This is a genomic window from Fervidobacterium riparium, from assembly GCF_025370035.1.
GTDB classification, from domain to species: Bacteria; Thermotogota; Thermotogae; order Thermotogales; family Fervidobacteriaceae; genus Fervidobacterium; species Fervidobacterium gondwanense.
Genome location: NZ_CP009277.1, coordinates 794,150 through 818,905, shown reverse-complemented (window position 1 = coordinate 818,905; position 24,756 = coordinate 794,150). Strand labels below are relative to the sequence as shown.

Sequence of the window (24,756 nt, the reverse complement as noted above, 5' to 3'; positions counted from 1 at the left end):
AGGGCTTAAAGGTGAAGGTTTCGGCCTATTAGTACCGGTTGGCTCCACGCCTCTCGGCGCTTCCACCACCAGCCTATCTAGGTCCTCTTCTCGGACCGGCCTTATGGAGGCCTCATCTCGGAGCGCGCTTCCCGCTTAGATGCTTTCAGCGGTTATCGCTCAGGAGCGTAGCTACCCAGCGTATGCACTTGGCAGTACAGCTGGTACACCAGTGGCTCCCTCACCCTGGTCCTCTCGTACAAAGGGCGACCCTCCTCAAGCCTCCTACGCCCGCAGCAGATAGGGACCGACCTGTCTCACGACGGTCTGAACCCAGCTCACGTACCCCTTTAATAGGCGAACAGCCTAACCCTTGGGACCTGCTTCAGCCCCAGGATGGGATGAGCCGACATCGAGGTGCCGAGCCTAGCCGTCGATGTGAACTCTCGGGCTAGACTAGCCTGTTATCCCCGGGGTAACTTTTGTCCGTTGATCGACGACCCTTCCACTCGGAGTCGCCGGGTCACTAGGACCGGGTTTCCCCTCTGCTCGACCCGTCGGTCTCGCAGTCAGCCCGGCTTTTGCCCTTGCACTCAACGGTGGATTTCCAACCCACCTGAGCCGAGCTTTGCGCGCCTCCGTTACTCTTTAGGAGGCGACCGCCCCAGTCAAACTGCCCACCTGGCACTGTCCCTCGCATGCTCTCCACATGCGTAGGTTAGAACTCCGCTGCAACGAGGGTGGTATCCCACCGTCGGCTCCACGTGCCCTGGCGAGCACGCTTCTTCGCCTCCCACCTATCCTGTACACGCCGCAGCAGAGCACAATACCAGGCTACAGTAAAGCTCCACGGGGTCTTTCCGTCTAGCTGCGGGTACTGGGCATCTTCACCCAGACTGAAATTTCACCGGGTCCCCTGCCGAGACAGTGCCCCAGTCGTTACGCCATTCATGCAGGTCGGAACTTACCCGACAAGGAATTTCGCTACCTTAGGACCGTTATAGTTACGGCCGCCGTTTACCGGGGCTTCGGTTCGGAGCTTGCACCCCTCCCCTTAACCTTCCGGCACCGGGCAGGCGTCAGTCCCTATACTTCCTCTCATCGAGTTGGCAGAGACCTGTGTTTTTGGTAAACAGTCGCCAGGGCCATTTCTCTGCGACCACCTCGGCCTCCGTCAGTTTCCACCTCGCGGCTTCCCCTGACTTCAACCTACCGTGGCACCCCTTCTCCCGAAGTTACGGGGTCAATTTGCCGAGTTCCTTGGCAAGGGTTATCCCGCTCCCCTTAGCTTTTTCAGCCCGCCTACCTGTGTCGGTTTGCGGAACGGGCACCTGCTAACCACTACACGCGGCTTTTCTTGGCAGTGTGGCGTCAGCTCCGTTGACCCCTTTCGGAGTCTCCCCTTCACGGCTCAGCTCAGGCTGCGGACTTACCTACAGCCCTCTTCGCCTAACCGCTTGGAGGGATTTGCCACTTATCCCCGGAGCTTAGCCTCCTGCGTCCCCGCTTGCAGTATCGGTTAGCCGGTGGTACCGGAATATTAACCGGTTTCCCATCGGATACCCCTTTCGGGTTTTCCTTAGGTCCCGACTTACCCTGGGCGGACGACCCTTCCCCAGGTACCCTTAGGCTTTCGGGGGGATGGATTCTCACCATCCTCTCGTATACTCATGCCTGGATTCTCACTTCCGCTTCGTCCAGTAGCTCTCTCGAGTCTACCTTCTCCCTACCGCGGAACGCTCCCCTACCAACCTGCCTTTCGACAGGTTCCGTGGCTTCGGGGGGTGGCTTCAGCCCCGCACATTTTCGGCGCAGTGCGGCTCGACCGGTGAGCTGTTACGCACTCTTTAAATGATGGCTGCTTCTAAGCCAACATCCCGGTTGTCTGGGCCACACCACATCCTTCCTCTTCACACTTAGCCACCTCTCCGGGCCCTTAGCCGACGGTCTGGGTTGTTCCCCTCTCGTCCGTGAAGCTTATCACTCACGGGCTCACTCCCAGGATCTCGTGTGGCGGCATTCGGAGTTTGACAGGGTTCGCAGGTTACCCCACTAGCCCTACCAGCGCTCTACCTCCACCACAGAACTCCTGAGGCTGCACCTCAATGCATTTCGGGGAGAACCAGCTATCACCGAGTTCGGTTAGCTTTTCACTCCTACCCACAGGTCATCCGAGGATTTTTCACGATCCACCGGTTCGGACCTCCAGTGGGTTTTACCCCACCTTCATCCTGCCCATGGGTAGCTCACCCGGCTTCGGGTCTATCGCTACTGACTCGCGCCCTATTCGGACTCGCTTTCGCTTCGGCTCCGCCTCTACCGGCTTAACCTCGCCAGGTACGGTAACTCCCAGGCTCATTAATCAAAAGGCACATCGTCACCCTCTCGGGCTCCGACTTCTTGTAGGCATGCAGTTTCAGGTCTCTTTCACTCCCCGATAGTGTTAACTTGTAGTGATGAAAGAGTGTAATTGTGAAAGAATGCGATTGATATTGCCATTGTGCGTTTTCCAAAGATTCTTCACTACACAAAATCCTTGAATATATTTCGCTAAGTTCTTCGTATTCTTCAGCCCTCGCTTGAGTCGGAAAAAGTCTTTCAACAATGAAAACTTAGATTCACATTGATTGTTTTTACCGAGCGGTACCACTACGTGATTGATATTTCTGAACAACAGCTTTACTGCACTTTCATATGCACCAAGTCCATCAGTAATAAGTTCAATGTTTCTAGGTTTTGAATTACCAAAGAACTTCTCGAGCAATACTTTGACTTGTCCCATATCACGGTACTTTGAGACATGCCAACAAAGAATTAAGTTAGTTTCGTGATCAACTAATAGCCAAACATAGTACTTTTGTTCTTTGAACACAAGAACAGTTTCATCAGCATGAACTGAGAAAACATTTTCGATGGTAAATGTTGGGAAAAGTACAGAGAATAAAGTACACAATCTAATAACCCATTTGTATATGGTGACATGAGATACTTTGATATTAAGAGAATGAGCAAGAGAGCGATAAGACATATTGTGTTTCATATACAAAACAAAAGCCTTTAAGACGAAAAAGATAGGGAAGCGGAAATATTAAAATTTCTCAGGAATAAGGGTGACTGGTTCGGGGAGGTTAAAAGGTACTCTATCTTTGGTACGACAAGCTCTACAACGGAAGACAACGAAAGAGCGACGGACTTTGTAAATTTGCATAGATTTACCACAAGAAGTGCATTTGGGATAAGGGAAAGGGAAGTTTTTGCGTTTTTGAGAATGGGAGAGTTTGAAAGAATGATGGCAGAGTTTGCAAAGGAATTGTTGGTTACCGTATTTGTCATGACCGTTTTTGTATAAGCTGGTGGAACCGCATTTTGGACAAGAGAGCGTTGAGTTGTTCATATCGGGATACCTCCTTTGTCGAGAGTTGGTTGGGGGGTGTCCCCTCTTTATAAGGATAATGCGGTTTTTGGAAAGTTTCAATACTTTTAGTTAACATTATCGAAGATTGGGGTGGGGATACAATTGTCGTTCCAATTTCAGCAAGAAATGGAATCAATATCGATACTCTTCTTGAAATGATTCTTTTAGTTGCAGAAATGCAAGATATAAGATGTATACCGGATAGTCCTGTAAGAGCTGTAACCATCGAAACAAGACTCGATAAAGGTTATGGTCCAGTTGCAAACGCCGTTGTCAAAGACGGAGTTCTAAAAGTTGGAGACTACGTTGTAGCAGGTAAAGTATACGGAAAAGTTAAAGCGTTGATAGATGACAAAGGTAGGCGAATCAAAGAAGCTGAACCATCAACACCGGTTATGATAGTTGGCTTTGAAGAATTACCAGATCCACACAGTATCATTTACGTTGTTGATTCAAAAGAAGAAGCGATAGAAATCGTCGAAAAGATAAAAGAGATAGAAGCAAGAGAATTGAGAAAGAAACGCCAGATAAAACTTGAAGAGATACTCAAGAAGATGCAAGAAACCGAAAAGAAAGAAGTTAAACTTATTCTGAAAGCCGACACCGTTGGTTCATTGCAAGCACTTCAGAACGCTATAGCAAAACTTAGAACAAACGAAGTTGATATCGATGTTGTCCACGCAGCTGTTGGAGCTATCAATTCAAGTGACGTCATGTTGGCAAGTGCTTCTGAAGCAGTTATACTTGGCTTCAGAGTGAAAGCAGATAACCAAGCTTCAAAACTTGCAGAAACGGAGGGTGTACAGATAAAAACATATACAATCATATACAAATTACTCGAAGAACTCAAAGCCGCTCTCGAAGGAATGCTCGAACCTGAAGAAGTTGAAGAAAAGACCGGAACTGGAGAGATAAAGAAGGTATTCAAAATACACAAAGTTGGAAACATCGCTGGTGTACAGATGTACGATGGATACGTGGAAAAGAATGGTTTTGTAAGGATATACAGAAATGGCGCACTTGTATTCGAAGGTAAATTAGAATCGCTCAAGCACTATCAACAAGATGTGAACAAAGTCAGTGCACCTCAAGAATGCGGAATTAAGTTCTTGAATTTTGACGATATAAAAGAAGGAGATGAATTGGAATTTTACATAATCAAGAAAGTACCAAGAAAGCTAACAACTGTCACTGAACAAAAGCCTGAAGAAGAATTGGAAGCTGAATGAAGTGTAAAAATCCCCCAGATCGTATCCTGGGGGATTTTTTATCTGGTATTTTTGAGCATTTCTTCCATAAGCCTTAATTCGTATTCTCCATCTTTATCAAGCCAAACATTTTCAAAATCCCAGTTCTTCGACGAATCAGAGATATTTGCTTTTCTTTCAAAATTCACACCATCGTCTGAAAAAACGGATATACAATTTCCAAAGAGTGCTTTATCGGAAATATAATTCACAAAATAATTGAATCGTTCTTTTTGGTTCTTAAAAATCACCTTTGAAAAAACGTTATTTACCTCTCCGCCATCACCTAACTTGTATCCTATGTTATTTATATTTTTTGTATACACGTTAGCGTGAAAATAAACATCCTCTATCTTTCCAAAATTCTCGTAAAACACCCCATTCACGTTGTTATAACTTCTTATTTCCCCGTTGAAGAAACTTTCAAAAATCCTTCCTAAGTTTGATTCTACAATACCGCAAACTGAATTAAAAGCAGTTAAAGAACCAATCATCCCTGTCTTATCGACAAAACCTGTCTTCGAATTCACATAAACAATCCCAGCAACACTATTTCCTTCCATTTGTCCATTAAAAATGCTCCTTGAAATAGTTCCATCATTTCTAAAAACCAAACCAGCGGCATTTGCAAAATTTCCATCGGTTTTGATTTTAAAGGAAGAAGAACTATTTTTAATCATACCACCAGATTTATTCCATGTGCATATCCCAGCGATATCAACGGAATAAAATCTTTCAAATGTAATTTCACCGTAGGTTTTGCAATTATCTATCGTTCCATCTTTTTCATTTTCCACACAAATTCCACTTATCAGATATAGTCTCTCATCCTCAAAAATTTCCGATGCAATCTTTCCTGAAAAAGTACAATTTTCTATCTTACCTTGATTTACAGTCGCGATTCCACCAACTTTAATTGCCAAAATTGTTACTGTATTCGGATAATAATATCTAACCTCCGAACTTGCCTTTGGAGGTTCTTTAAAAAACAACTCAGCTGAAACTTTACAATCTTTGATTTCTCCTTGATTAAAAATAGAGATACTTGAAGATTTTGCTCCAGGTACTATCACCAAGTTTTCAAAAGTTAGGTTCTTTATCTGACCAGTTGGCAATATCTTCTCAAAAATGGCTGAATTACCATCTTTATTCGGTGCGATTTTCAAATTCTTGATAACATGTCCATTTCCGTCAAGTATACCGCCGAAAACTTTTATTGGTTTAAGCTCAACTCCTGAAAAATCTAAATCATTCCCCAAAATAAAAAACTTTCCCTTTGTTTGTATCTTTGAAAGCGAATTAAATTGCTTCACTGTTTTAATGACAAATGGTGAATCTTGTGTGCCGTTACCTTCGGTGAAAAATAACCGTGGATAGTATGTAAGAAATAAAAATAAAACAGACAGCAATACCAAAATTAATAACAATGTTTTCCTCACAACCTATTCCCCCTTTGAATTTTATTTTCATAAATGCTCGTTGTAATTATACATAGTATATTATTTAATGTAAAAGCAACTAAAACAATAAAATTGTAAGAAATCATGAGAAAAGAAAAGAAAAGAAAACTCTAAGAAACGGAAGAGATTTATCAATATCTCTAATTTAAAGAATTTTCAACAAAACAGTTGTTTTGATAAAATCTTGATTGAAAATGCTTGTACAAGGGGGGATTTAGATGGATATTTCAAGAATAGACGGAAGTGGATATCTTCCAAGATGGGAAGATGAAATGAGAAGAGCTGTTGCTCAGAAAAAAGCAAGTAACACGATAAAAGAAACAGATTCCAGATGGGAAGATAATCCTGATCCAGCAGGATGGTATGGAACTTCAAACTATACAAAAACTCGACATGAATTCGCAGGTAATTATTATTCAGAGCTTGAACCACAAGACAGAACATACATAACGTTTGGAGGCTATAACGAAGGGATAATATCAACCCAAATTGTAGAACCAGACATTAGAAAAGTAGCTGGTGGTGGAGCACCGTGTGAATTTGATTACGATTGGACAAGGAAATATACCAAATAACAAAGATATCGATTTCAAAAATTTAAAAATAGTACTGTTTTATAGCAATTGCACGGAAAATATTTCTTTCAAAGAATATTGGCTTAAGGTCAAAACAAACGATACTTACAAACTATTTTTGAACAACCAAGAAATATGTTATAATATTTTCGGAGATGAAAAAATAGAACTTGGTAAGAAAGTATTTTTTAAGAAAACATTGAGCAAAGACACAATATTAACTCAAAATTTCAAAATTGATCTTTTGATTTTTGATTCTAACGGTAGACAAAGAACAACTTTTATGCCAGAAATTGATGAAAAATTTACACTTTTAGTCTCTGGAAAGTTTTTCAATAATAGAAATTCACAGTTAAGAGAGACACTCTCTATTGTTCTTAGTATAGACAAAAGAATAGTTTTTCTCTTTACTAAAGAATTAGAAAGAGAATTTCATTTTGAAAAGGATTTCTATTTATTCCCAATTCTTCAAAGATTTCGTGAGAAAGGTAACTTAATTCCCATAGAAATCAAGTGTATGACATTACTCTCGGGAATTTGTCTTTTAGATAAAAATATAAAAGTAGGGAGATTGATTTATAAAAAATGAAAATTAACACTCATAAATTAGTTTTTCTTATCAAGTTCATCTCTATAATTATCGTTAATGAAATTATTTTTGTTTTAACAAGTAGAATATTTGCAAATAACTTTTTCAGATTAATGGCTGATATAGTATTGAATCCAGCAGTTAGGTATGAATTAGCTATTGAAAATAACTCTATTATTTATAAGTTTATGATAAGTTCATTTCTAAAATTTCTTGTGCTAATATCAACTATAAGTTTTTTCTCAAAACTTCTTTTCAAAGACGAAGAAATTTTCACGTTAATCAAAAAGAATTTAAAACTCATTCTCTACCTCACTATAACGATACCTTTTGTCTTTTCAATCTTATTATTTTTAAACTTTCTCATTCCAGATACTACAAAAATCTTTGTAAAATCAAATATAAATTTTTTGCCAACTAATGTTCAAATTGCTTTTCTTTTTCGCTTTTTTATGGGCGCTCTTTATCAAGAATTTTTTTATCGATTTGTATTGTATAAAAATTCAAGAAAGTTTTTCGGAGTTTTTTCGTCATGTTTAGTTGTTAATTTGATATTTGTTGGTGTTCATTTCTCTTCGTTTAATGTGAATCAATTGTTTTTGAAAAGTTTCCTGAGAACAGCCTTTGAAATCCTTATAATAGGTACATTAGTTACTATAATCTTCGAAAGCACAAAAAGCCTTTATTTAGCAACATTAATTCACTTTTTACATAACTTTTTTGGGGCTTGGTATTCGCAAAGGTTTAATTTTCTGATACATTCCAACTTATTCAATTTTATTTCACTGCAAAGTTGGATAGAGTTTTTTATATTACTCACAATTATTCTAATTATAAAACCAATAAAAATAGTTTTCCCAGCTGAGAAAATACGAAAAAATATGACTCCTTGACTTAAAATTTCTATAAGTTCTTCCGCCTGATTTTTTCAAAAGCTTCCAACGCCCTTTTTCTTGTTTCTTCTATCGAAGCCATGGGTAACGGATAATCTTTTCCAAGTTCTAAACCTATCATTTTAAGTAAATACACTGGTGCATTCCATGGCTCATGTATGTATTCGTCTGGAAGTTTTGCAAGTTCTGGTACCCACTTTCTGATGTACATACCCTTCGGATCAAACTTTTTCGATTGTAAAACAGGATTGAATATCCTAAAATACGGTGCCGCATCAGCGCCACAGCCAGCTGTCCATTGCCAACCTTGAACGTTGTTAGCAATATCAGCATCCACAAGTGTATCCCAAAACCATTCTTCTCCAATTTTCCAATGTATCAGAAGATTTTTCGTCAACCAAGAAGCCACTATCATGCGCACTCTGTTGTGCATCCAACCTGTTTTCCATAACTGACGCATACCAGCATCGATTATCGGAATTCCAGTCAAACCCTTTGTCCATTTCACATAATCATCTGTCTTATCCCATCTCCAAGGAAAAGCATCGAATTCCTTTTTCAAATTGGCATTTACCATATCAGGATTGTGATAAAGAACATGGTAAGAAAACTCTCTCCAAGCCAATTCACGCAAGAAAGCCTCCGCACCTTCTGAAACTCCATTCTTTTTACTATTTACAACCGAATGCCAAATCTGTCTTGGCGAAATCAAACCACTTGCAAGATACGGAGACATCAAGGACGTACCATCTAAATCTGGTCTATCCCTGTTTTCTCCATAACCATCCAAAGCATGTGAGATAAACCAATTTAGACGTTTCTGTGCATCTTGCTCACTAACACTCCAGAAATTTTCCATCTCAGCGTACCACTTTATTTTCGGTAACAAGTTCAAATCTTCTAAACGCTCTAAATGAACATCGAACTCCACACCTTGCAAACGCTCTGGTACAGGTAACGGTGCTGACACAACAATTTCGTTTTGGAATTTCTTCCAGAATGGGGTAAAAACACCGTATGGCTTTCCATCGGCGGTAAAGAAACTATTTGGATTATGCAATAAAAAGCCGTCAAAACATTCGACGTTTATCCCAGAAGAAATCAACTCTTTCTTTATATTCTCATCCCTTGATTTAGCCAATGGATCAAAACGTTTATTCCAATAAACCGAATCGGCGTGTACCTCACTGATTAGACTTTTCAAAACAGATGAAGAATCTTTCCCTTTTCTGATAATCAATTTTACTCCTAAACTTTTCAAACTTTCGATCAGACTTAAAAGGGACTTATGTAACCACCATTTCTTTGCTCCACCTAATTCTCTTACATTATCACTTGCATAAATAAACACTGGAACAACTCTTCCCTGTTTAGATGCATAATATAGAGCGGGATTATCAGAAACCCTCAAATCATTCTCAAACCAAACAATAATTGTCCTCATACAAAAACCTCCAAAGATTTCCATTGTATCTTATTAACTCCTATTTTACCATAAATTCTTACTCTCTCTTTTTTAGGAAGACTTCATTTTGTTTTGTGATATAATAAAATAAGAATATCGTCAGAAAATTGAGAAACAATTTTTTACGGATTCCAGATCAGCAGATTCCGATGAAAACACTCGCAACCCGACACTCGGAACTTGCGACTTTAAAAGAGGTGTTCCGATGAGACGATTCTGCACCACAGGACCGGTCGATAAAGAAACTTGCTATTACGTTGAACGACCAGTTGAAATGCAAAAAGCTCTTGAATACATCGAAAATTATCGATACTTCACCATCTCTGCTCCCAGACAAACTGGGAAAACTACGTTTTTAAACGATGTAAGAGACAAAATCAAAGACAAATACCTTTCTATTTTTCTTTCCTTTGAAACCTATTTTACCAACAACAAAAATGAATTTCTCAAAGTATTTGTTGATGATATAAAACGAAGCATAAAATGGGATTATGGAAAAGATGTAGATATAGCTGTACCAGAAAATATGGAAGGCATAAAGGGATTGTTTGAAAGATTGTATGAAATTGAAGAAAAAGAGATAGTACTGATGATAGATGAATTTGAGCTGATGAATAATTCGGAAGTAATGAACAGCTTTTTACATGTGATAAGGGGGATATATCACAGAAAAAAAGAAGTGAAATTAAGAAGCGTGATACTGATAAGTGTAGGGTATTTAAGCGGGGTACTCTCAGATAACGCAAGTCCGTTCAATATAGCGGAACACCTTTGGCTTCCGTATTTTACCAAAGAACAAGTGTACGATTTACTCTCCCAACACGAAAACGAAACAGGGCAAATGTTCGATGAGCAAGTCAAAGAATTAATCTGGCACAACGCAGCTGGACAACCAGGATTAACAAACGCTCTTGCATACGATTTAGTCGAAAACAAAGCTAAGAATGAGAAAATCATTACCAAACAACACTTTGATAAAACACTATACGATTTCCTCAAAGTGTACATAAATAGAAACATGGAAAACATCGTTGCAAAGGCAAAAAAAGAACAAGAGATAATGCTCCGTATATTGTTTGACCCAAATAAGGTGGAGTTTGATATAAGCGATGAGAGGATAAAGTTTTTATACTTACACGGAGTGATAGACAACTGCGAAGGAGTATGCTGTGTCAAAGTACCGTTGTATTACAAAAAGCTTTATTCTTACTTCAAACCAAAAATTAATGGTGAGCGAGATTACATGATAACGCTCAAAGACACGATAAAAACGTACATAACCCAAGATGGTGGGATAGATTTAAACAAATTACTTGAACGATACATCCGATACATTGAGCAACGAGGCGGGATAATGTTCAATGGAAGAAATTACTACGAAGGCGTTTACCAATACAACTTGGATCAATTCTTGAGTACGTACGTTGAGATAATCGGAGGGAAAGTGTACCCAGAAGCACAAATATGTGGAGGACGAGTCGATTTACTTGTGAACGTGAACAACAAAGAATACCTGATAGAAGTAAAATCGAATATATGGTACGACGAATATGAGAAAGGGAAAAGGCAGTTGTTGGAATACATAAAAAGAAGAGGATTAAACGAAGGATGGTATGTGATATTTGAGAAAGAAATAGAAGAGAGTAAGTATGAGAAAGAAGAAATAGAAGGCAGAGTATTGCATATCTGGTGGATAAAGACAGGATATGAAAAACCGTCGAGAATGTAAGAAGTTTCGAGTGGCGAGTTACGAGTTGCGAGAAAGTGATTATTTTTTGTTTTTTCACTCGCAACCCGCAACTCAGAACTTGGCACTTGTACCTAAAAAACAAACACTCCCTGAGTATTTTTCAGGGAGTGGTTTGTTCATTTATCCTAAACCTGGGCACTACCTACTCTCGCAAGGGGTCGCCCCCTTACTACCATCGGCCCGCGGTGGCTTAACGGCCAGGTTCGGAATGGAGCTGGGTGTTTCCCACCGCAGTATCGGCACCCAGGGTCATTCAAAAGTGCATAGGGTTAAGGTGAAGGATTCGGCCTATTAGTACCGGTTGGCTCCACACCTCTCGGTGCTCCCACCACCGGCCTATCTAGGTCCTCTTCTCGGACCGGCCTTGGAGGCCTCATCTTGGAGCGCGCTTCCCGCTTAGATGCTTTCAGCGGTTATCGCTCAGGAGCGTAGCTACCCAGCGTATGCCCTTGGCAGGACAGCTGGTACACCAGTGGCTCCCTCACCCTGGTCCTCTCGTACAAAGGGCGACCCTCCTCAAGCCTCTTGCGCCCGCAGCAGATAGGGACCGACCTGTCTCACGACGGTCTGAACCCAGCTCACGTACCCCTTTAATAGGCGAACAGCCTAACCCTTGGGACCTGCTTCAGCCCCAGGATGGGATGAGCCGACATCGAGGTGCCGAGCCTAGCCGTCGATGTGAACTCTCGGGCTAGACTAGCCTGTTATCCCCGGGGTAACTTTTGTCCGTTGATCGACGACCCTTCCACTCGGAGTCGCCGGGTCACTAGGACCGGGTTTCCCCTCTGCTCGACCCGTCGGTCTCGCAGTCAGCCCGGCTTTTGCCCTTGCACTCAACGGTGGATTTCCAACCCACCTGAGCCGAGCTTTGCGCGCCTCCGTTACTCTTTGGGAGGCGACCGCCCCAGTCAAACTGCCCACCTGGCACTGTCCCTCGTGTGCTCTCCACACACGTAGGTTAGAACTCCGCTGCAACGAGGGTGGTATCCCACCGTCGGCTCCACGGACCCTGGCGAGCCCGCTTCTTAGCCTCCCACCTATCCTGTACACGCCGCAACAGAGCACAATACCAGGTTACAGTAAAGCTCCACGGGGTCTTTCCGTCTAGCTGCGGGTACTGGGCATCTTCACCCAGACTGAAATTTCACCGGGTCCCCTGCCGAGACAGTGCCCCAGTCGTTACGCCATTCATGCAGGTCGGAACTTACCCGACAAGGAATTTCGCTACCTTAGGACCGTTATAGTTACGGCCGCCGTTTACCGGGGCTTCGGTTCGGAGCTTGCACCCCTCCCCTTAACCTTCCGGCACCGGGCAGGCGTCAGTCCCTATACTTCCTCTCATCGAGTTGGCAGAGACCTGTGTTTTTGGTAAACAGTCGCCAGGGCCTTGTCACTGCGGCTACCTCGGCCTCCGTCAGTTTCCTCCTCGCGGATTCCCCTGACTTCAACCTAACGTAGCACCCCTTCTCCCGAAGTTACGGGGCTAATTTGCCGAGTTCCTTGGCAAGGGTTATCCCGCTCCCCTTAGCTTTCTCAGCCCGCCTACCTGTGTCGGTTTGCGGAACGGGCAGCCATGTATCACTACACGCGGCTTTTCTTGGCAGTGTGGCGTCAGTCCCGTTGGCCCCTCTCGGAGCCTCCCCTTCACGGCTCAGCTCAGGCTGCGGACTTACCTACAGCCCTCAACACCTAACCGCTTGGAGGGATTTGCCACTTATCCCCAGAACTTAGCCTCCTGCGTCCCCGCTTGCAGTATCGATACACAGCTGGTACCGGAATATTAACCGGTTTCCCATCGGATACCCCTTTCGGGTTTTCCTTAGGTCCCGACTCACCCTGGGCGGACGACCCTTCCCCAGGTACCCTTAGGCTTTCGGGGGGATGGATTCTCACCATCCTCTCGTATACTCATGCCTGGATTCTCACTTCCGCCTCGTCCAGTAGCTCTCTCGAGTCTACCTTCTCCCTACCGCGGAACGCTCCCCTACCAACCATTTCTGGTTCCGTGGCTTCGGGGGGTGGCTTCAGCCCCGCACATTTTCGGCGCAGTGCGTCTCGACCGGTGAGCTGTTACGCACTCTTTAAATGATGGCTGCTTCTAAGCCAACATCCCGGTTGTCAGGGACACACCACATCCTTCCTCTTCACACTTAGCCACCTCTCCGGGCCCTTAGCCGACGGTCTGGGTTGTTCCCCTCTCGTCCGTAGAGCTTATCCCCTACGGGCTCACTCCCAGCATATCGTGTGGCGGCATTCGCAGTTTGACAGGGTTCGCAGGTTACCCCACTAGCCCTACCAGCGCTCTACCTCCGCCACAGAACTGCTGAGGCTGCACCTCAATGCATTTCGGGGAGAACCAGCTATCACCGAGTTCGGTTAGCTTTTCACTCCTACCCACAGGTCATCCGAGGATTTTTCACGATCCACCGGTTCGGGCCTCCAGTGGGTTTTACCCCACCTTCACCCTGCCCATGGGTAGCTCACCCGGCTTCGGGTCTATCGCACCTGACTCGCGCCCTATTCGGACTCGCTTTCGCTTCGGCTCCGCCTCTATCGGCTTAACCTCGCCAGATGCGATAACTCCCAGGCTCATTAATCAAAAGGCACATCGTCACCCTCGCGGGCTCCGACTTCTTGTAGGCATGCAGTTTCAGGTCTCTTTCACTCCCCTTCCGGGGGGCTTTTCACCTTTCCCTCACGGTACTGGTTGCGCTATCGGTCGGCAGGTAGTATTTAGCCTTGGAGGGTGGTCCCCCCTGATTCACGCGGGATTCCTCGAGTCCCGCGCTACTCGGGATCACAGTCACACCTACGCGTTGCATTTCGCCTACGGGACTGTCACCCTCTACGGTCAGCCTTCCCAGACTGTTCGGCTATACAACGCTTCAGTGCGGACTCAGCCTAACTGTGTCCCACAACCCCAGCTCGCGCTGGTTTAGGCTCCTCCCCTTTCGATCGCCTCTACTCAGGGAATCTCGTTTGATTTCTTCTCCTCCGGGTACTGAGATGTTTCACTTCCCCGGGTATCGCGCCTTTCGGCACATGGGCTCTCACCCATGCGGGTTTCCCCATTCGGGTATCCCGGGATCAACGCTCGCTTGCAGCTCCCCCGGGCTTTTCGCAGCTTGCCACGCCCTTCTTCGCCTCCTGCCGCCTAGGCATCCACTGCATGCCCTTTCTTCCTTCACCTTTCCCTATGCACTTTTCAATGACCCTTCCCCATTGGTGGAGACAAGGGGATTCGAACCCCTGACCCCCTGCTTGCAAAGCAGGTGCTCTCCCAGCTGAGCTATGTCCCCACCCATGGTGGGCTCGGGAGGAATCGAACCTCCGACCTCACGCTTATCAGGCGTGCGCTCTGACCATCTGAGCTACGAGCCCAATCACTCAAATCCGAATAGCAGCCACCACTTCTCCTTAGAAAGGAGGTGATCCAGGCGCACCTTCCGGTACACCTACCTTGTTACGACTTAGCCCCCCTCACCACGTTCACCCTCAACGGCGCCCCTAAAGGTCACCGTCTTCGGGTGCCCGCAACTCGGGTGGCTTGACGGGCGGTGTGTACAAGGCCCGGGAACGTATTCACCGCGGCGTGGCTGATCCGCGATTACTAGCAATTCCGGCTTCATGTGGGCGGGTTTCAGCCCACAATCTGAACTGGGGGATGGTTTGTGGGGTTTGCTCAGCATCGCTGCCTCGCCTCCCGCTGTCCATCCCATTGTAGCGCGTGTGTCGCCCAGAGCATAAGGGGCACGAGTATCTGACGTCATCCCCTCCTTCCTCCGGCTCGTCGCCGGCGGTCCTCTTAGAGTGCCCACCTTTCGTGCTGGCAACTAAGAGCAGGGGTTGCGCTCGTTGCGGGACTTAACCCAACACCTCACGGCACGAGCTGACGACGACCGTGCACCACCTGTGCTGGCTCCTTACCTTTCGGTAAGGTCCCTCACCTTTCGGCTCAGTACCACCAGCATGTCAAGCCCTGGTAAGGTTCTTGGCTTAGCTTCCAATTAAACCACACGCTCCACTGCTTGTGCGGGCCCCCGTCAATTCCTTTGAGTTTCACCCTTGCGGGCATACTCCCCAGGCGGCTCACTTAACGCGTTAGCTTCAGCACGGAGACCTTCGCCCCCACACCAAGTGAGCATCGTTTACGGCTAGGACTACCCGGGTATCTAATCCGGTTTGCTCCCCTAGCTTTCGTGCCTCAGCGTCGGTTACAGCCCAGCAGACCGACTTCTCCACCGGCGTTCCTGCTGATATCTACGGATTTCACCCCTACACCAGCAGTTCCGTCTGCCTCTGCTGCACCCAAGCCGTGCAGTTTCCAGCGCATACCCACAGTTGAGCCGTGGATTTTAACGCCAGACACACACGGCCGCCTACGCACCCTTTACGCCCAGTAATTCCGGGTAACGCTCGCCCCCTACGTATTACCGCGGCTGCTGGCACGTAGTTAGCCGGGGCTTATTCCTCAGGTACCATCAGCTTTTTTCCCTGAGAAAAGGAGTTTACACCCCGAAGGGCTTCGTCCTCCACGCGGCGTCGCTGGATCAGGCTTTCGCCCATTGTCCAAAATCCCCCACTGCTGCCTCCCGTAGGAGTAGGGCCCGTGTCTCAGTGCCCTTGTGGCCGGCCATCCTCTCAGACCGGCTACCCGTCGTCGGCTTGGTAGGCCGTTACCCTACCAACTACCTGATGGGCCGCAGGCCGCTCCCCTGGCGCCTTTCGGCCTTTACTCTCCCGAGTCTACGGCGGTTTACCCGCAGTTTCCCACGGCTATCCGCCTCCAGGGGGCACGTTCCTACGTGTTACGCACCCGTCCGCCGCTATGCAGCCTTCCACCGAAGCTTCCAGCCGCACCGCTCGACTTGCATGTGTTAGGCACGCCGCCAGCGTTCACCCTGAGCCAGGATCAAACCCTCCAAGCTAACCCTTGTCAGGTTCAACCCAAGCTTATCTTTTTTCGGTGGCTGCTATTCGTATTTCAATGACCGGGCTTTCCCTTACCTTCTTCGTGTCGTCGCTCGGCGCTTTGTTAATTTACCATAGTCCTTCAATTTTGTCAAGACCCGTACTTTCTTCCGCTTGCTTTCCTCAAGCGTTTCTTAATTTACCATATCCTCTTTGTTTTGTCAACTGTCTTTTTTGTCTTTCTTCTTTCTCGCTTCTTTCCTTCCGCCTTCTGTCAGACGGCGAGATTCATTCTACACCATCTTGCGTTAACTGTAAAGCCTCATTCCGTAACGACTCCTTACCACTTTCTGTTACAAACAACCACAGCATGCCTATCTCTCAGGCGTTTCGATAGTGACTAAAATACGCTAAAATAATATGGGAGTGTGAATTAGATTAGGAATTTCAAGAATATGTTCACAAAAACTGGAACGAGCAGGGAAATAACAAACCCATGTCCGAAGGAAACAAGAGCTGTCTCTCTGTCGCTATAAGTTGCGATAATTCCAAGAAGAGTATCCATAGACGTTGCCCCTGCAACAGATATTGTTCCGTAGCGAGAAAATTTTAGTCCAAACGGAGAGATAACTATTGCAATTAATTCCCTCAGCACATTTGCAAAGAACGATATACTTCCTATATACGCACTGTATGAATTTGTTATGAGGACAGCAGACAGACTGTACCATCCAAATCCTGAGGCAGCAACTATAGTTTCAAGCTGTTTCAACGGTAGGAAGAAGGACAATACTAATACAAATGAAAGGGTACCTACAATCGTTGAAATTATGCTTCCTATAATATCTTTCAAAAACCTCTTCTCTATCTTCTCCTTACTTAAATCCAAACCTACCAAGAATACAAGTGAATAAAGAACAATGTCAACAGTATTTCCCGGTAATTGAGTACGAGTAAGACGTCCAACTATCAGTCCAATAACAACAGATCCAATCAACATTAAGATGCTCATTTTTTATTCACCACCCTCTCAATAATGTAACCAACCAAGAAACTCCCCGCCCCACCTGCAAGTGCGATTAATAGTCCGAAAAATATTATTGAATCAATTTTGCTGAAAAGTTCATCGTTACTCCCAATTTTAAGTCCGAGAGAGAACAACAAGGTCATTGTAAGAAGCATTATCACTTTATATTTTCCTATCCATTTTGTATTTATGAATTTCCCTACAAAGAAACCTGCAAAAAATACGATTAATACCCACCAAATCATGTTCTTCGCTCCTTGTCAAAAGTCTTTATAAAAAGGGAGGCGCATATGCCTCCCAATCAGTTATTTAAAACTGCTTCGAAAATTACGGATGCACTCTGTAGAGCGTTCTTGCGAACGGAATGGCTTCTCTTATGTGTTCAAGGCCTGCAATCCATGCTATTGTTCTCTCCACACCAAGTCCAAATCCGCTGTGCGGAACTGAGCCGAAATTCCTTAAGTCGAGGTACCAGTCGTATTTTTCAACTGGCAGGTTATGTTCTTTCAATCTTTCAACCATTAGATCGTAGTCATGTATACGTTGCGATGCACCGACTATCTCACCATAGCCTTCCGGTGCAAGTAGGTCATCGCAGAGAACAACCTGCGGATTTTCTGGATCAGGTTGCATGTAAAATGCCTTTGCCTGTCTTGGGTAATGTGTTACAAACAATGGGCTGTCGAATTGTTTTGCCAAGACTGTTTCTTCGTCTCCTCCAAAGTCATCGCCCCATTTTATGTCAAATCCCTGCTTTTGCAAGAAGTTAACAGCTTCCGTGTAAGTCATTCTCGGGAATGGTTTTTGAACCTTTTCGAGTTTTGAAACATCCCTGCCAATCGCAACAAGGTCGTCGTATACGTTGTTCAACACGTACTGGACTATGTAGTAAACTAAATCTTCCTGGAGCCTGACGTTATCTTCGTGTTCGTAGTAGGCAACTTCCGCTTCGTTCATCCAGAACTCTATCAAATGCCTTCTCGTCTTTGATTTTTCAGCTCTGAACGTTGGTCCGAGGTTAAACACTTTTCCGAGTGCCATACAGGCTGCCTCTAAGTAAAGCTGACCTGTTTGCGTAAGGTAGACTTTACCATAGTCAAAGTAGTCAACTTCGAACAAGTTACCTGCAGTTTCGCCAATTGCTCCGGTAAATATAGGTGTATCGATCTGCACGAAATCCCTTTCCCAGTAGAATTTTCTAATAGCCTTTATCACAGCATCTCTTATCCTTAGTATGTGGAACTGTCTTTTGGCCCTAAGCCAGAGATGTCTGTGTTCCATCAAGTACTCTATGCTGTGGTCCGGTTTCTGGATTGGAAAGTCTTCTTGCGGTATCTGAACTGGAATGATTTCCGTAGCAAGTATTTCAACGCCAGATGGTGCGCGCTCGTCTTTTCTGACTTTTCCCTTTACGATGAAAGATGATTCAAGCCTGAGTTTATCGGCACTCTCAAAATTCTCATCGCCAATTGTGCTCTTTTCAGCTACAACCTGAACAAATCCTGTCCCATCGCGCATTTCTATAAACAGAATCTTACCGCTTGACCTTTTGCGCCTTACCCAGCCTCTCAGCTCAACTTCCTGGTCGATGTATTCTTTTAAATCTTTTATGTACACCCACTCCATACCCAATGCCTCCTTGTTTTTCAATTCATTTGCTCAAGATACTTAATTTAGATTATACCATATCTGCTTTCTTTTCAACATTCTGAAGTTTTCAATCTTTCTAATGTTGAATTGGTATGTTATAATTTTCTGAGATGATGCAAGGAGGAGAAGAAATAGTGATGCGGAAAATTCTTTTGGTATTTTTACTTCTCGTAATCAGTGGAATGTATTTCGGCTTTACAACACGAGAGCTTACAAGCTCTGAGATAGAAAAAATGTTTTCGGAACTGTATAAACTGAGGGCGGTTCCATACGTTTGGGGCGGAACCTCCGAGCTCGGTTTAGACTGCAGTGGATTAATTATTTACTTATTAAATCAGTTAGGGTACAAGAGATTCGTTTACAAGAATTCCTTAGTGTATGACGTTACGGCAGACAATATGTACAGGTACAACACAAAGCCCATAAAGGAGTTGAAAGATTTAAAGAAAGGTGACCTCATTTTCTTTGACATGAATGAAGACACGGTGTTTGACCACGTTGTTATATTCGAAGGAATCGATAAATACGGAAATATATGGGTTTGGGATTCCGCTGAGATGTCCGACGGGATACACCAAAATAAAGTTGATAGGCGTCCTTTGTCTTTACTCTCGGCAAGAAAATACGCTTTTGGAAGGATTTTGGTTGTACAGCAATAAGTGATCTGGTGTATAAATTAACAAAACGGCTAAGGTATCAACCTTAGCCGTTTTCTCTTTTTCATACCAATTGAACCTCTGTTTTTCCACAATTTATTTTATACTTTCTGCCCTTTACTTCAACTTCAAGCTCTGTCTCGGATTCGAATGCGATTTTTTCTTTTGTGATGCTCACTTTAATTGGCTTTCCAGCGTAATGTATTTTGAAACTCAAAGATTTCCAGTGTTCCGGTAGCCACGGATTGAACTTGAGTGAACCATCTTTTTCCAATTCCATGCCTGCAAATCCGTATACAACCGATTGCCACGCTCCGCCGGCGGATGCCGCGTGGAAACCGTTGTTCGTGTTGCCCTGGTTGTCTTCTAAATCAACGAGTACAGTCTTTAAAAAGTATCTGTAAGCATTGTGCGTATCCCCGACTTTAAGACCCATTATTGAATACATCGATGGACTTAAAGAGGACTTGTGCATCGTTCTTTTTTCGTAGTACTCATAATTCACTTTCATCTCTTCAAATGTAAATTCTTCGGGCAAGACTAACATGAGCATGACAACATCTGGTTGTTTGATCAATTGTGTCTCCCCGAGTTTTGTCAAATCAAGCCCTTTTGGCCATTTTGGTAGCCCGTTCTCATCCCATTCAGTGATTTCGATATCTTCCAATTTGAAGTATCCTTCAAATTGTTCTATCAGTTTCTCGCCAGGTTTTCGAGGAATGTATATTTTTTCTGCCTTCTCTACCCAGCTGTTTACTTCTTCATCAGTCAATCCGAGAAGCGTTTTTAGTTTTTCAAACTTTACGGGAGATTTTTCCCTTATCCAATTATAGTATTCAACTGCTTTCAACAAATTCCATTTCGCAAGGTAGTTTGTATAAACGTTGTTGTCAACGTGTTCGTGAAATTCATCTGGTCCTATTACCCTCTTTATTTCATACCTGTCTTCTTTTTCATTGTACTCAAGCCTCGATTCCCAGAATTTGCCGGTTTCAAGTAGCATCTCAACACCGTAGTCAATCATAAATTCATCATCTTTAGTCACTGTGTGGTAGTGCACTAACGCAACAGCTATGTCTGAATTTATGTGAAATTCTTCGTCGCCAGTCCAGATTCTCACAGGATTTCCAAGGTAATCTTCACCCCACTTTGGCGTAACCTCAAGCCCTTCGTCGGCTGATTCCCACGGGAACTGGGCACCTTTGAACCCGTTCATCTGTGCATTTCTTCTCGCACCAGGAAGTGTGTTGTACCTGTAAAGGAGCAAATTCTTTGCATATTCAGGCAGCGTGTAAAGGAAAAACGGGAACATAAATATTTCAGTGTCCCAGAAAACGTGTCCCTTATAACCTTCACCATGCAAACCCCTTGCACCTATGCTTACCTTTGGATTGTCAGGAGCGCACTGGTAAAGGTGGAAGAGGTTGAATCGTATTCCAACTTGCGCGGTTTCATCTCCTTCAATCACTATGTCCATATCATCCCAAGTTTTTTGTACAATCTTAGCATGTATGTCCAGTTCTTTATCGAAGGTGTCTTTTAGAAAACTTTCTAATTCACAAACTGTCCTTTCTACAAGATTTTCAATTTCAACATCTAACGATGTGTAAATGCTTCCGAATTTCTCAATAATTATCGACTGATTTTCCTTTACAAATATCGTGTAGCTCTCTTGAGGATTGTCGCCAATTTTTCTAAACTTTCTGAACTTCAAAGCGTTTTCTCCATCTTCATATTTTCCAGAAATGTAAGTTGCGATTGCTATGTTGTGCCCTTTATCGTGTGTTTTCACAAGAACAATTATTCCTGGTTCGAGGTCCTTTGAATCAATTATTTCATAGTGTTGCACCTTGTTAATAGGCTCGAGGTAACCATTATATGTATTCGCATCGATGCTACTTTCAACCACAATTTTCCCGTTAAACTTTGGCGTAATTTTATATCTAACACCAAAGCGATGGAGGTTGGCTCTGCTTACGAATCTTTGAGATTCTACGAGTATCGTCTTCTCATTAACTTCAAACTCATACAAAGAGTTAAGCAAGCCATTCTCCATGTCGAGTGTTCGTTCATACTTTTTCAAATTTGAATAATCAAGACTCAGCGGCTCATTGTCAACGTATATAGCAAACCTAAGAGGGTCTGGAAGGTTAACAAGCTCGGTAACCTGTGCGTGGTGTTTATCAAAGATACCGGCAACATATGTGCCTCTCATTGCTCTGCTTGAAAATTCTTCTGTACCGCGTAAACTTAGATAGCCGTTTGCCAATGTGAAGATGGTTTCGTAAACGAGGTTTTCTTCTGGCAAGTATTTCTCTCTACGCACTGTCCACATCACACTTCCCTCCGTAAACTCAGAATTCAAGTCAGAATTCAACAAGCTCTATTCCATGACCCACGAACGAGGTTATAACCCTATCAGCATCCTTAAGTATCTCGTGATCACCAACGCCTATCACTTTCATTCCTGCCCTCTTCGCCGCCTCTATTCCGGCTACCGCATCTTCAAAGACACAACAATCTTTTGGATCAACATTGAGTTCCTCGGCTGCTTTCAGGAATACCTCTGGGTCTGGTTTGGCTTTCGTGATCTTAGTACCATCGATTATCGAGTCGAAAAGATCAACAAGTTCGATTCTTCTGAGTATTGTCATTGTGTTCTTACTTGCAGAACCGATAGCAATCTTAATTCCGGCGTTTTTCAATTTTCTCAAGAACTCCTCGACACCTGGAAGTATCTCGTCTTTTGTCATCTGACTGATGTATTCGACATACCAATTGTTCTTCTTGTCGGATAACTGTTCTTTCAATTTTTGGTCTTCGATCTTAATCCCACCAACTGAGAGTAAAATTTCAAGCGACTCCATTCGGCTTACACCTTTCAATCTTTCGTTGTCTTTTTCCGTAAATTCAAATCCGAGTTCTTTCGCTAATCTTTTCCAAGCAAGGTAATGATACTTTGCGGTATCGACGATAACACCATCGAGATCAAAGATACAAGCCTTAGGTCTCATGCCTCGTCCTCCTTAATAGAATTTTCTTATCTTTATCCCTTCACAGCTACCGCTTTTCCTGTTTCGATGAAGTACCTCTGGAACGAGAGGAATATTATTATCATCGGTATAGTCATGAATATCGATGCAGCCATCATGTATTGCCAGTAAGTGTAGTAAGATGTTTTGAAGAAGTTCAATCCGAGAGTAAGTGTGTACATCTCTTTCCTGCTGAGTATTATCAATGGCCACTGAAAGTCGTTCCAGGCTCCGAGGAACGTGTAAATGGCAAGTGCACTGACAGCTGGGAGTGCGTTCGGTAAAACTATCTTGAAGTATGTTCTCAAAATACCCGAACCATCTATCCTAGCAGCTTCTTCAAGTTCTTTTGGAAAGTTTAAGAAAAATTGCCTCATCAAGAACAAGCCAAATATGTTTGTGAGCTTTGGAAGGAAGAGTCCAGTGTAAGTGTTCACCAAACCGTATTTGACAAGCAAGTTGTACTGAGGAATAAGCGTTACTTGCCCTGGGACCATCATTGTTGCAAGGAACATCGTGAACCAGAAGTTTTTAAGCGGAAAATTCAACCGAGCGAACGCATAACCACCAAGAGAATTTAGCAGTATATTTCCCATCGTCAAGAGCCCAGCGTAGACTATGGTATTCCACAGCCACTTTCTGTAAAGCGGAACAACTTCGAAGATCAACTTGTAATTCTGAAACGTAAGTGGCGCACCAAACGCAGATGGTTTTGGGAAGAGTCTTATTTTCGGTGGCCAATCAAAGATATTTACGCCCTTTTCATTTCCGCTTTCATCAAAGTATGTAATTGGCGTAAGTGAAACAAGGATAGCCCAAGTAAATGGGAAGAGCGTAGCTATTGCGTATGCTATAAGTACAACGTATGATACTACGATTGATATATTCTTCTTGTCATTTCTACTGTCCATAGACTCACCGCCCATCCCGAAATATCAGTATTCTTCTTTGATGACTTTTCTTTGGATCAGTGAAAGCGTCAAAATCACAGCAAAGAGTACAACCGCAAGAGCTGATGCATAACCCATCTTTCCGTATTCAAATGCATTCTTGTATATGTAGAACGAGATAGTTATGTTTCTCAGGTTTCTTATGAGGAAGTATATTTGGTCAAACACCTGCATACATCCTATTGTTCCCATTATGGAAACGAAAACTATCTGAGGCCTCAAAAGTGGAACTGTGATTTTCCAGAAAGTTTGCCAACCGTTCGCACCATCGATTTTCGCTGCTTCATAGATACTTGATGGAATATCTTGCAACCCGGCAAGGAACGTAACCATGAAGTATCCAGCCGTTGACCATATGTTCATCGCCATTATCGCAAAGAGTGCTATATTCGGTTCGTTGAGGTAATCTATCGGCTCAAATCCAAATCTTCCAAAAAGCGAAAGAAGTATTTTGTTCAAAATTCCTGGCTTTGAATAGATGAGCCAGAAAATCATTGAAAGCGCTGCTGAAGAAGTTATCGCTGGTAAGAAGAAAATGGACTTGAAGAAGTTAACGCCTCGTATCTTGGAATTTGCCGCAACGGCAAGGATTATTGCAAGCAGAGTTTGGATTGGAACTACGATGATTGAATATAGAAATGCATTCCAAAAGGATGTGTAAAAATACATATCCTTAAACATGTCCTTGAAGTTTTGAATTCCGACAAACTTCGGTCTGTATCGCGTAAAGCGATTAGAATCATTTCTCATGTAGCGCTTCATGAAGTCTGAGATTTTAATTTCCTTAGGCAAGCGTCCTTTTCTGTAGTCAGCCAGCAGATTAAGTGAATCCAAGTTTTTCTTTATCAATTCTTTCTCTTCATCACTCAACTTAACACCAACGTCGATTTCAACAAATGTGACGGGGTCAAAGTAACTCAGAAGTTCATCAACAGAATAACTTTTCGCTTCCTCACGCAAAACGCCCGTATGAATCTCGAGTGCATCGTACGGATTAAAAATATATGTGAACTTTCTTGCTTCTAAAGGCTGGTAGTCCGTCAAGCTATAATAGAATGCAGCGATTATTGGATATATTGTGAACACAAGAACTGTTAATATTACTGGCAGAGAAAACAGATAACCCACAATAGCTTCTTTTGTCCTGTACTTCACGG

General features: G+C 43.7%; 15 protein-coding genes, 2 tRNA genes, 4 rRNA genes and 2 pseudogenes. 6 read left to right on the top strand and 17 right to left on the bottom strand.

Annotation, left to right across the window (positions count from 1 at the left end; all coding sequences use genetic code 11):
* Positions 1-7 precede the first annotated feature (7 nt).
* The 3 genes and pseudogenes from IB67_RS03690 to IB67_RS03680 form a co-directional block, all read right to left on the bottom strand.
* Positions 8-2,553: ribosomal RNA gene (locus IB67_RS03690) — 23S ribosomal RNA — on the bottom strand.
* A pseudogene (locus IB67_RS03685) lies at positions 2,540-3,007 on the bottom strand (DDE-type integrase/transposase/recombinase); the annotation flags it as partial. The pseudogene IB67_RS03685 and the gene IB67_RS03690, both read right to left, overlap by 14 nt.
* A 60-nt stretch (positions 3,008-3,067) precedes the next feature.
* The gene (locus IB67_RS03680) at positions 3,068-3,373 is read right to left on the bottom strand and encodes an IS1/IS1595 family N-terminal zinc-binding domain-containing protein (RefSeq protein ID WP_498875478.1); all 306 of its coding nucleotides are present in this window, start codon (positions 3,371-3,373) and stop codon (positions 3,068-3,070) included.
* A gap of 95 nt (positions 3,374-3,468) precedes the next feature.
* Between IB67_RS03680 and IB67_RS03675 the strand changes: the two are divergent.
* Positions 3,469-4,623 (top strand): annotated as a pseudogene (locus IB67_RS03675) (translation initiation factor IF-2); the annotation flags it as partial.
* Positions 4,624-4,661: 38 nt separating this feature from the next.
* Here the strand turns inward: IB67_RS03675 and IB67_RS03670 are convergent.
* Positions 4,662-6,080 (bottom strand): M26 family metallopeptidase, encoded by a 1,419-nt coding sequence (locus IB67_RS03670; protein ID WP_014452072.1) that lies wholly within the window; start codon positions 6,078-6,080, stop codon positions 4,662-4,664.
* Between the two features lie 239 nt (positions 6,081-6,319).
* Between IB67_RS03670 and IB67_RS03665 the strand changes: the two genes are divergently transcribed.
* Genes IB67_RS03665 through IB67_RS03655 form a run of 3 tightly spaced genes read left to right on the top strand, consistent with a single transcriptional unit; the run spans position 6,320 to position 8,158 of the window.
* The gene (locus IB67_RS03665) at positions 6,320-6,676 is read left to right on the top strand and encodes a hypothetical protein (protein WP_014452074.1); all 357 of its coding nucleotides are present in this window, start codon (positions 6,320-6,322) and stop codon (positions 6,674-6,676) included.
* Positions 6,636-7,265 carry a hypothetical protein gene (locus tag IB67_RS03660; protein ID WP_014452075.1) on the top strand — a complete coding sequence of 210 codons (630 nt, stop codon included), beginning with the start codon at positions 6,636-6,638 and terminating at the stop codon, positions 7,263-7,265. The genes IB67_RS03665 and IB67_RS03660 overlap by 41 nt, the downstream gene beginning before the upstream one ends.
* On the top strand, positions 7,262-8,158 hold the full coding sequence (locus IB67_RS03655) for a CPBP family intramembrane glutamic endopeptidase (RefSeq protein WP_014452076.1): 897 nt from the start codon (positions 7,262-7,264) through the stop codon (positions 8,156-8,158). Before IB67_RS03660 ends, IB67_RS03655 begins: the two co-directional genes overlap by 4 nt.
* A gap of 10 nt (positions 8,159-8,168) precedes the next feature.
* Here IB67_RS03655 and IB67_RS03650 read toward each other — a convergent pair whose 3' ends face one another.
* Positions 8,169-9,602, bottom strand: a complete 1,434-nt coding sequence (locus tag IB67_RS03650) for a cryptochrome/photolyase family protein (RefSeq protein WP_372590511.1) — start codon at positions 9,600-9,602, stop codon at positions 8,169-8,171.
* Between the two features lie 226 nt (positions 9,603-9,828).
* Between IB67_RS03650 and IB67_RS03645 the strand changes: the two genes are divergently transcribed.
* A complete protein-coding gene (locus IB67_RS03645; protein ID WP_014452079.1) occupies positions 9,829-11,352 on the top strand; it encodes an AAA-like domain-containing protein in 1,524 nt (507 codons plus the stop codon).
* A gap of 151 nt (positions 11,353-11,503) precedes the next feature.
* Here the strand turns inward: IB67_RS03645 and rrf are convergent.
* The 8 genes from rrf to asnS all read right to left on the bottom strand — a co-directional run bounded on the left by rrf (position 11,504) and on the right by asnS (position 18,937).
* A 5S ribosomal RNA gene (gene rrf, locus IB67_RS03640) occupies positions 11,504-11,620 on the bottom strand.
* A gap of 24 nt (positions 11,621-11,644) precedes the next feature.
* A 23S ribosomal RNA gene (locus IB67_RS03635) occupies positions 11,645-14,562 on the bottom strand.
* Positions 14,563-14,596: 34 nt separating this feature from the next.
* Positions 14,597-14,672, bottom strand: a tRNA-Ala gene (locus tag IB67_RS03630).
* 5 nt (positions 14,673-14,677) lie between these two features.
* Positions 14,678-14,754, bottom strand: a tRNA-Ile gene (locus IB67_RS03625).
* Positions 14,755-14,794: 40 nt separating this feature from the next.
* A 16S ribosomal RNA gene (locus tag IB67_RS03620) occupies positions 14,795-16,301 on the bottom strand.
* Together the 16S, 23S and 5S rRNA genes with 2 tRNA genes alongside form the textbook arrangement of a ribosomal RNA operon.
* 416 nt (positions 16,302-16,717) lie before the next feature.
* Positions 16,718-17,296 carry a LysO family transporter gene (locus tag IB67_RS03615; RefSeq protein ID WP_072759205.1) on the bottom strand — a complete coding sequence of 193 codons (579 nt, stop codon included), beginning with the start codon at positions 17,294-17,296 and terminating at the stop codon, positions 16,718-16,720.
* Complete coding sequence (locus IB67_RS03610; protein ID WP_072759212.1) at positions 17,293-17,556, bottom strand: LysO family transporter; 264 nt, start codon at positions 17,554-17,556, stop codon at positions 17,293-17,295. The genes IB67_RS03615 and IB67_RS03610 overlap by 4 nt, the downstream gene beginning before the upstream one ends.
* An 82-nt stretch (positions 17,557-17,638) precedes the next feature.
* Complete coding sequence (asnS, locus tag IB67_RS03605; RefSeq protein ID WP_498875477.1) at positions 17,639-18,937, bottom strand: asparagine--tRNA ligase; 1,299 nt, start codon at positions 18,935-18,937, stop codon at positions 17,639-17,641.
* A gap of 161 nt (positions 18,938-19,098) precedes the next feature.
* Between asnS and IB67_RS03600 the strand changes: the two genes are divergently transcribed.
* A complete protein-coding gene (locus tag IB67_RS03600; RefSeq protein ID WP_434223577.1) occupies positions 19,099-19,620 on the top strand; it encodes a C40 family peptidase in 522 nt (173 codons plus the stop codon).
* Between the two features lie 61 nt (positions 19,621-19,681).
* Here IB67_RS03600 and IB67_RS03595 read toward each other — a convergent pair whose 3' ends face one another.
* From IB67_RS03595 to IB67_RS03580, 4 genes are read right to left on the bottom strand one after another with little or no spacing between them, the layout of a single operon-like run.
* Complete coding sequence (locus IB67_RS03595; RefSeq protein WP_498875476.1) at positions 19,682-21,952, bottom strand: glycoside hydrolase family 65 protein; 2,271 nt, start codon at positions 21,950-21,952, stop codon at positions 19,682-19,684.
* 31 nt (positions 21,953-21,983) lie between these two features.
* Positions 21,984-22,631 (bottom strand): beta-phosphoglucomutase, encoded by a 648-nt coding sequence (gene pgmB / locus IB67_RS03590; protein ID WP_072759218.1) that lies wholly within the window; start codon positions 22,629-22,631, stop codon positions 21,984-21,986.
* A gap of 32 nt (positions 22,632-22,663) precedes the next feature.
* On the bottom strand, positions 22,664-23,560 hold the full coding sequence (locus tag IB67_RS03585; protein WP_072759220.1) for a carbohydrate ABC transporter permease: 897 nt from the start codon (positions 23,558-23,560) through the stop codon (positions 22,664-22,666).
* Between the two features lie 24 nt (positions 23,561-23,584).
* Positions 23,585-24,754 carry a carbohydrate ABC transporter permease gene (locus IB67_RS03580; protein ID WP_498875475.1) on the bottom strand — a complete coding sequence of 390 codons (1,170 nt, stop codon included), beginning with the start codon at positions 24,752-24,754 and terminating at the stop codon, positions 23,585-23,587.
* Positions 24,755-24,756: the final 2 nt, after the last annotated feature.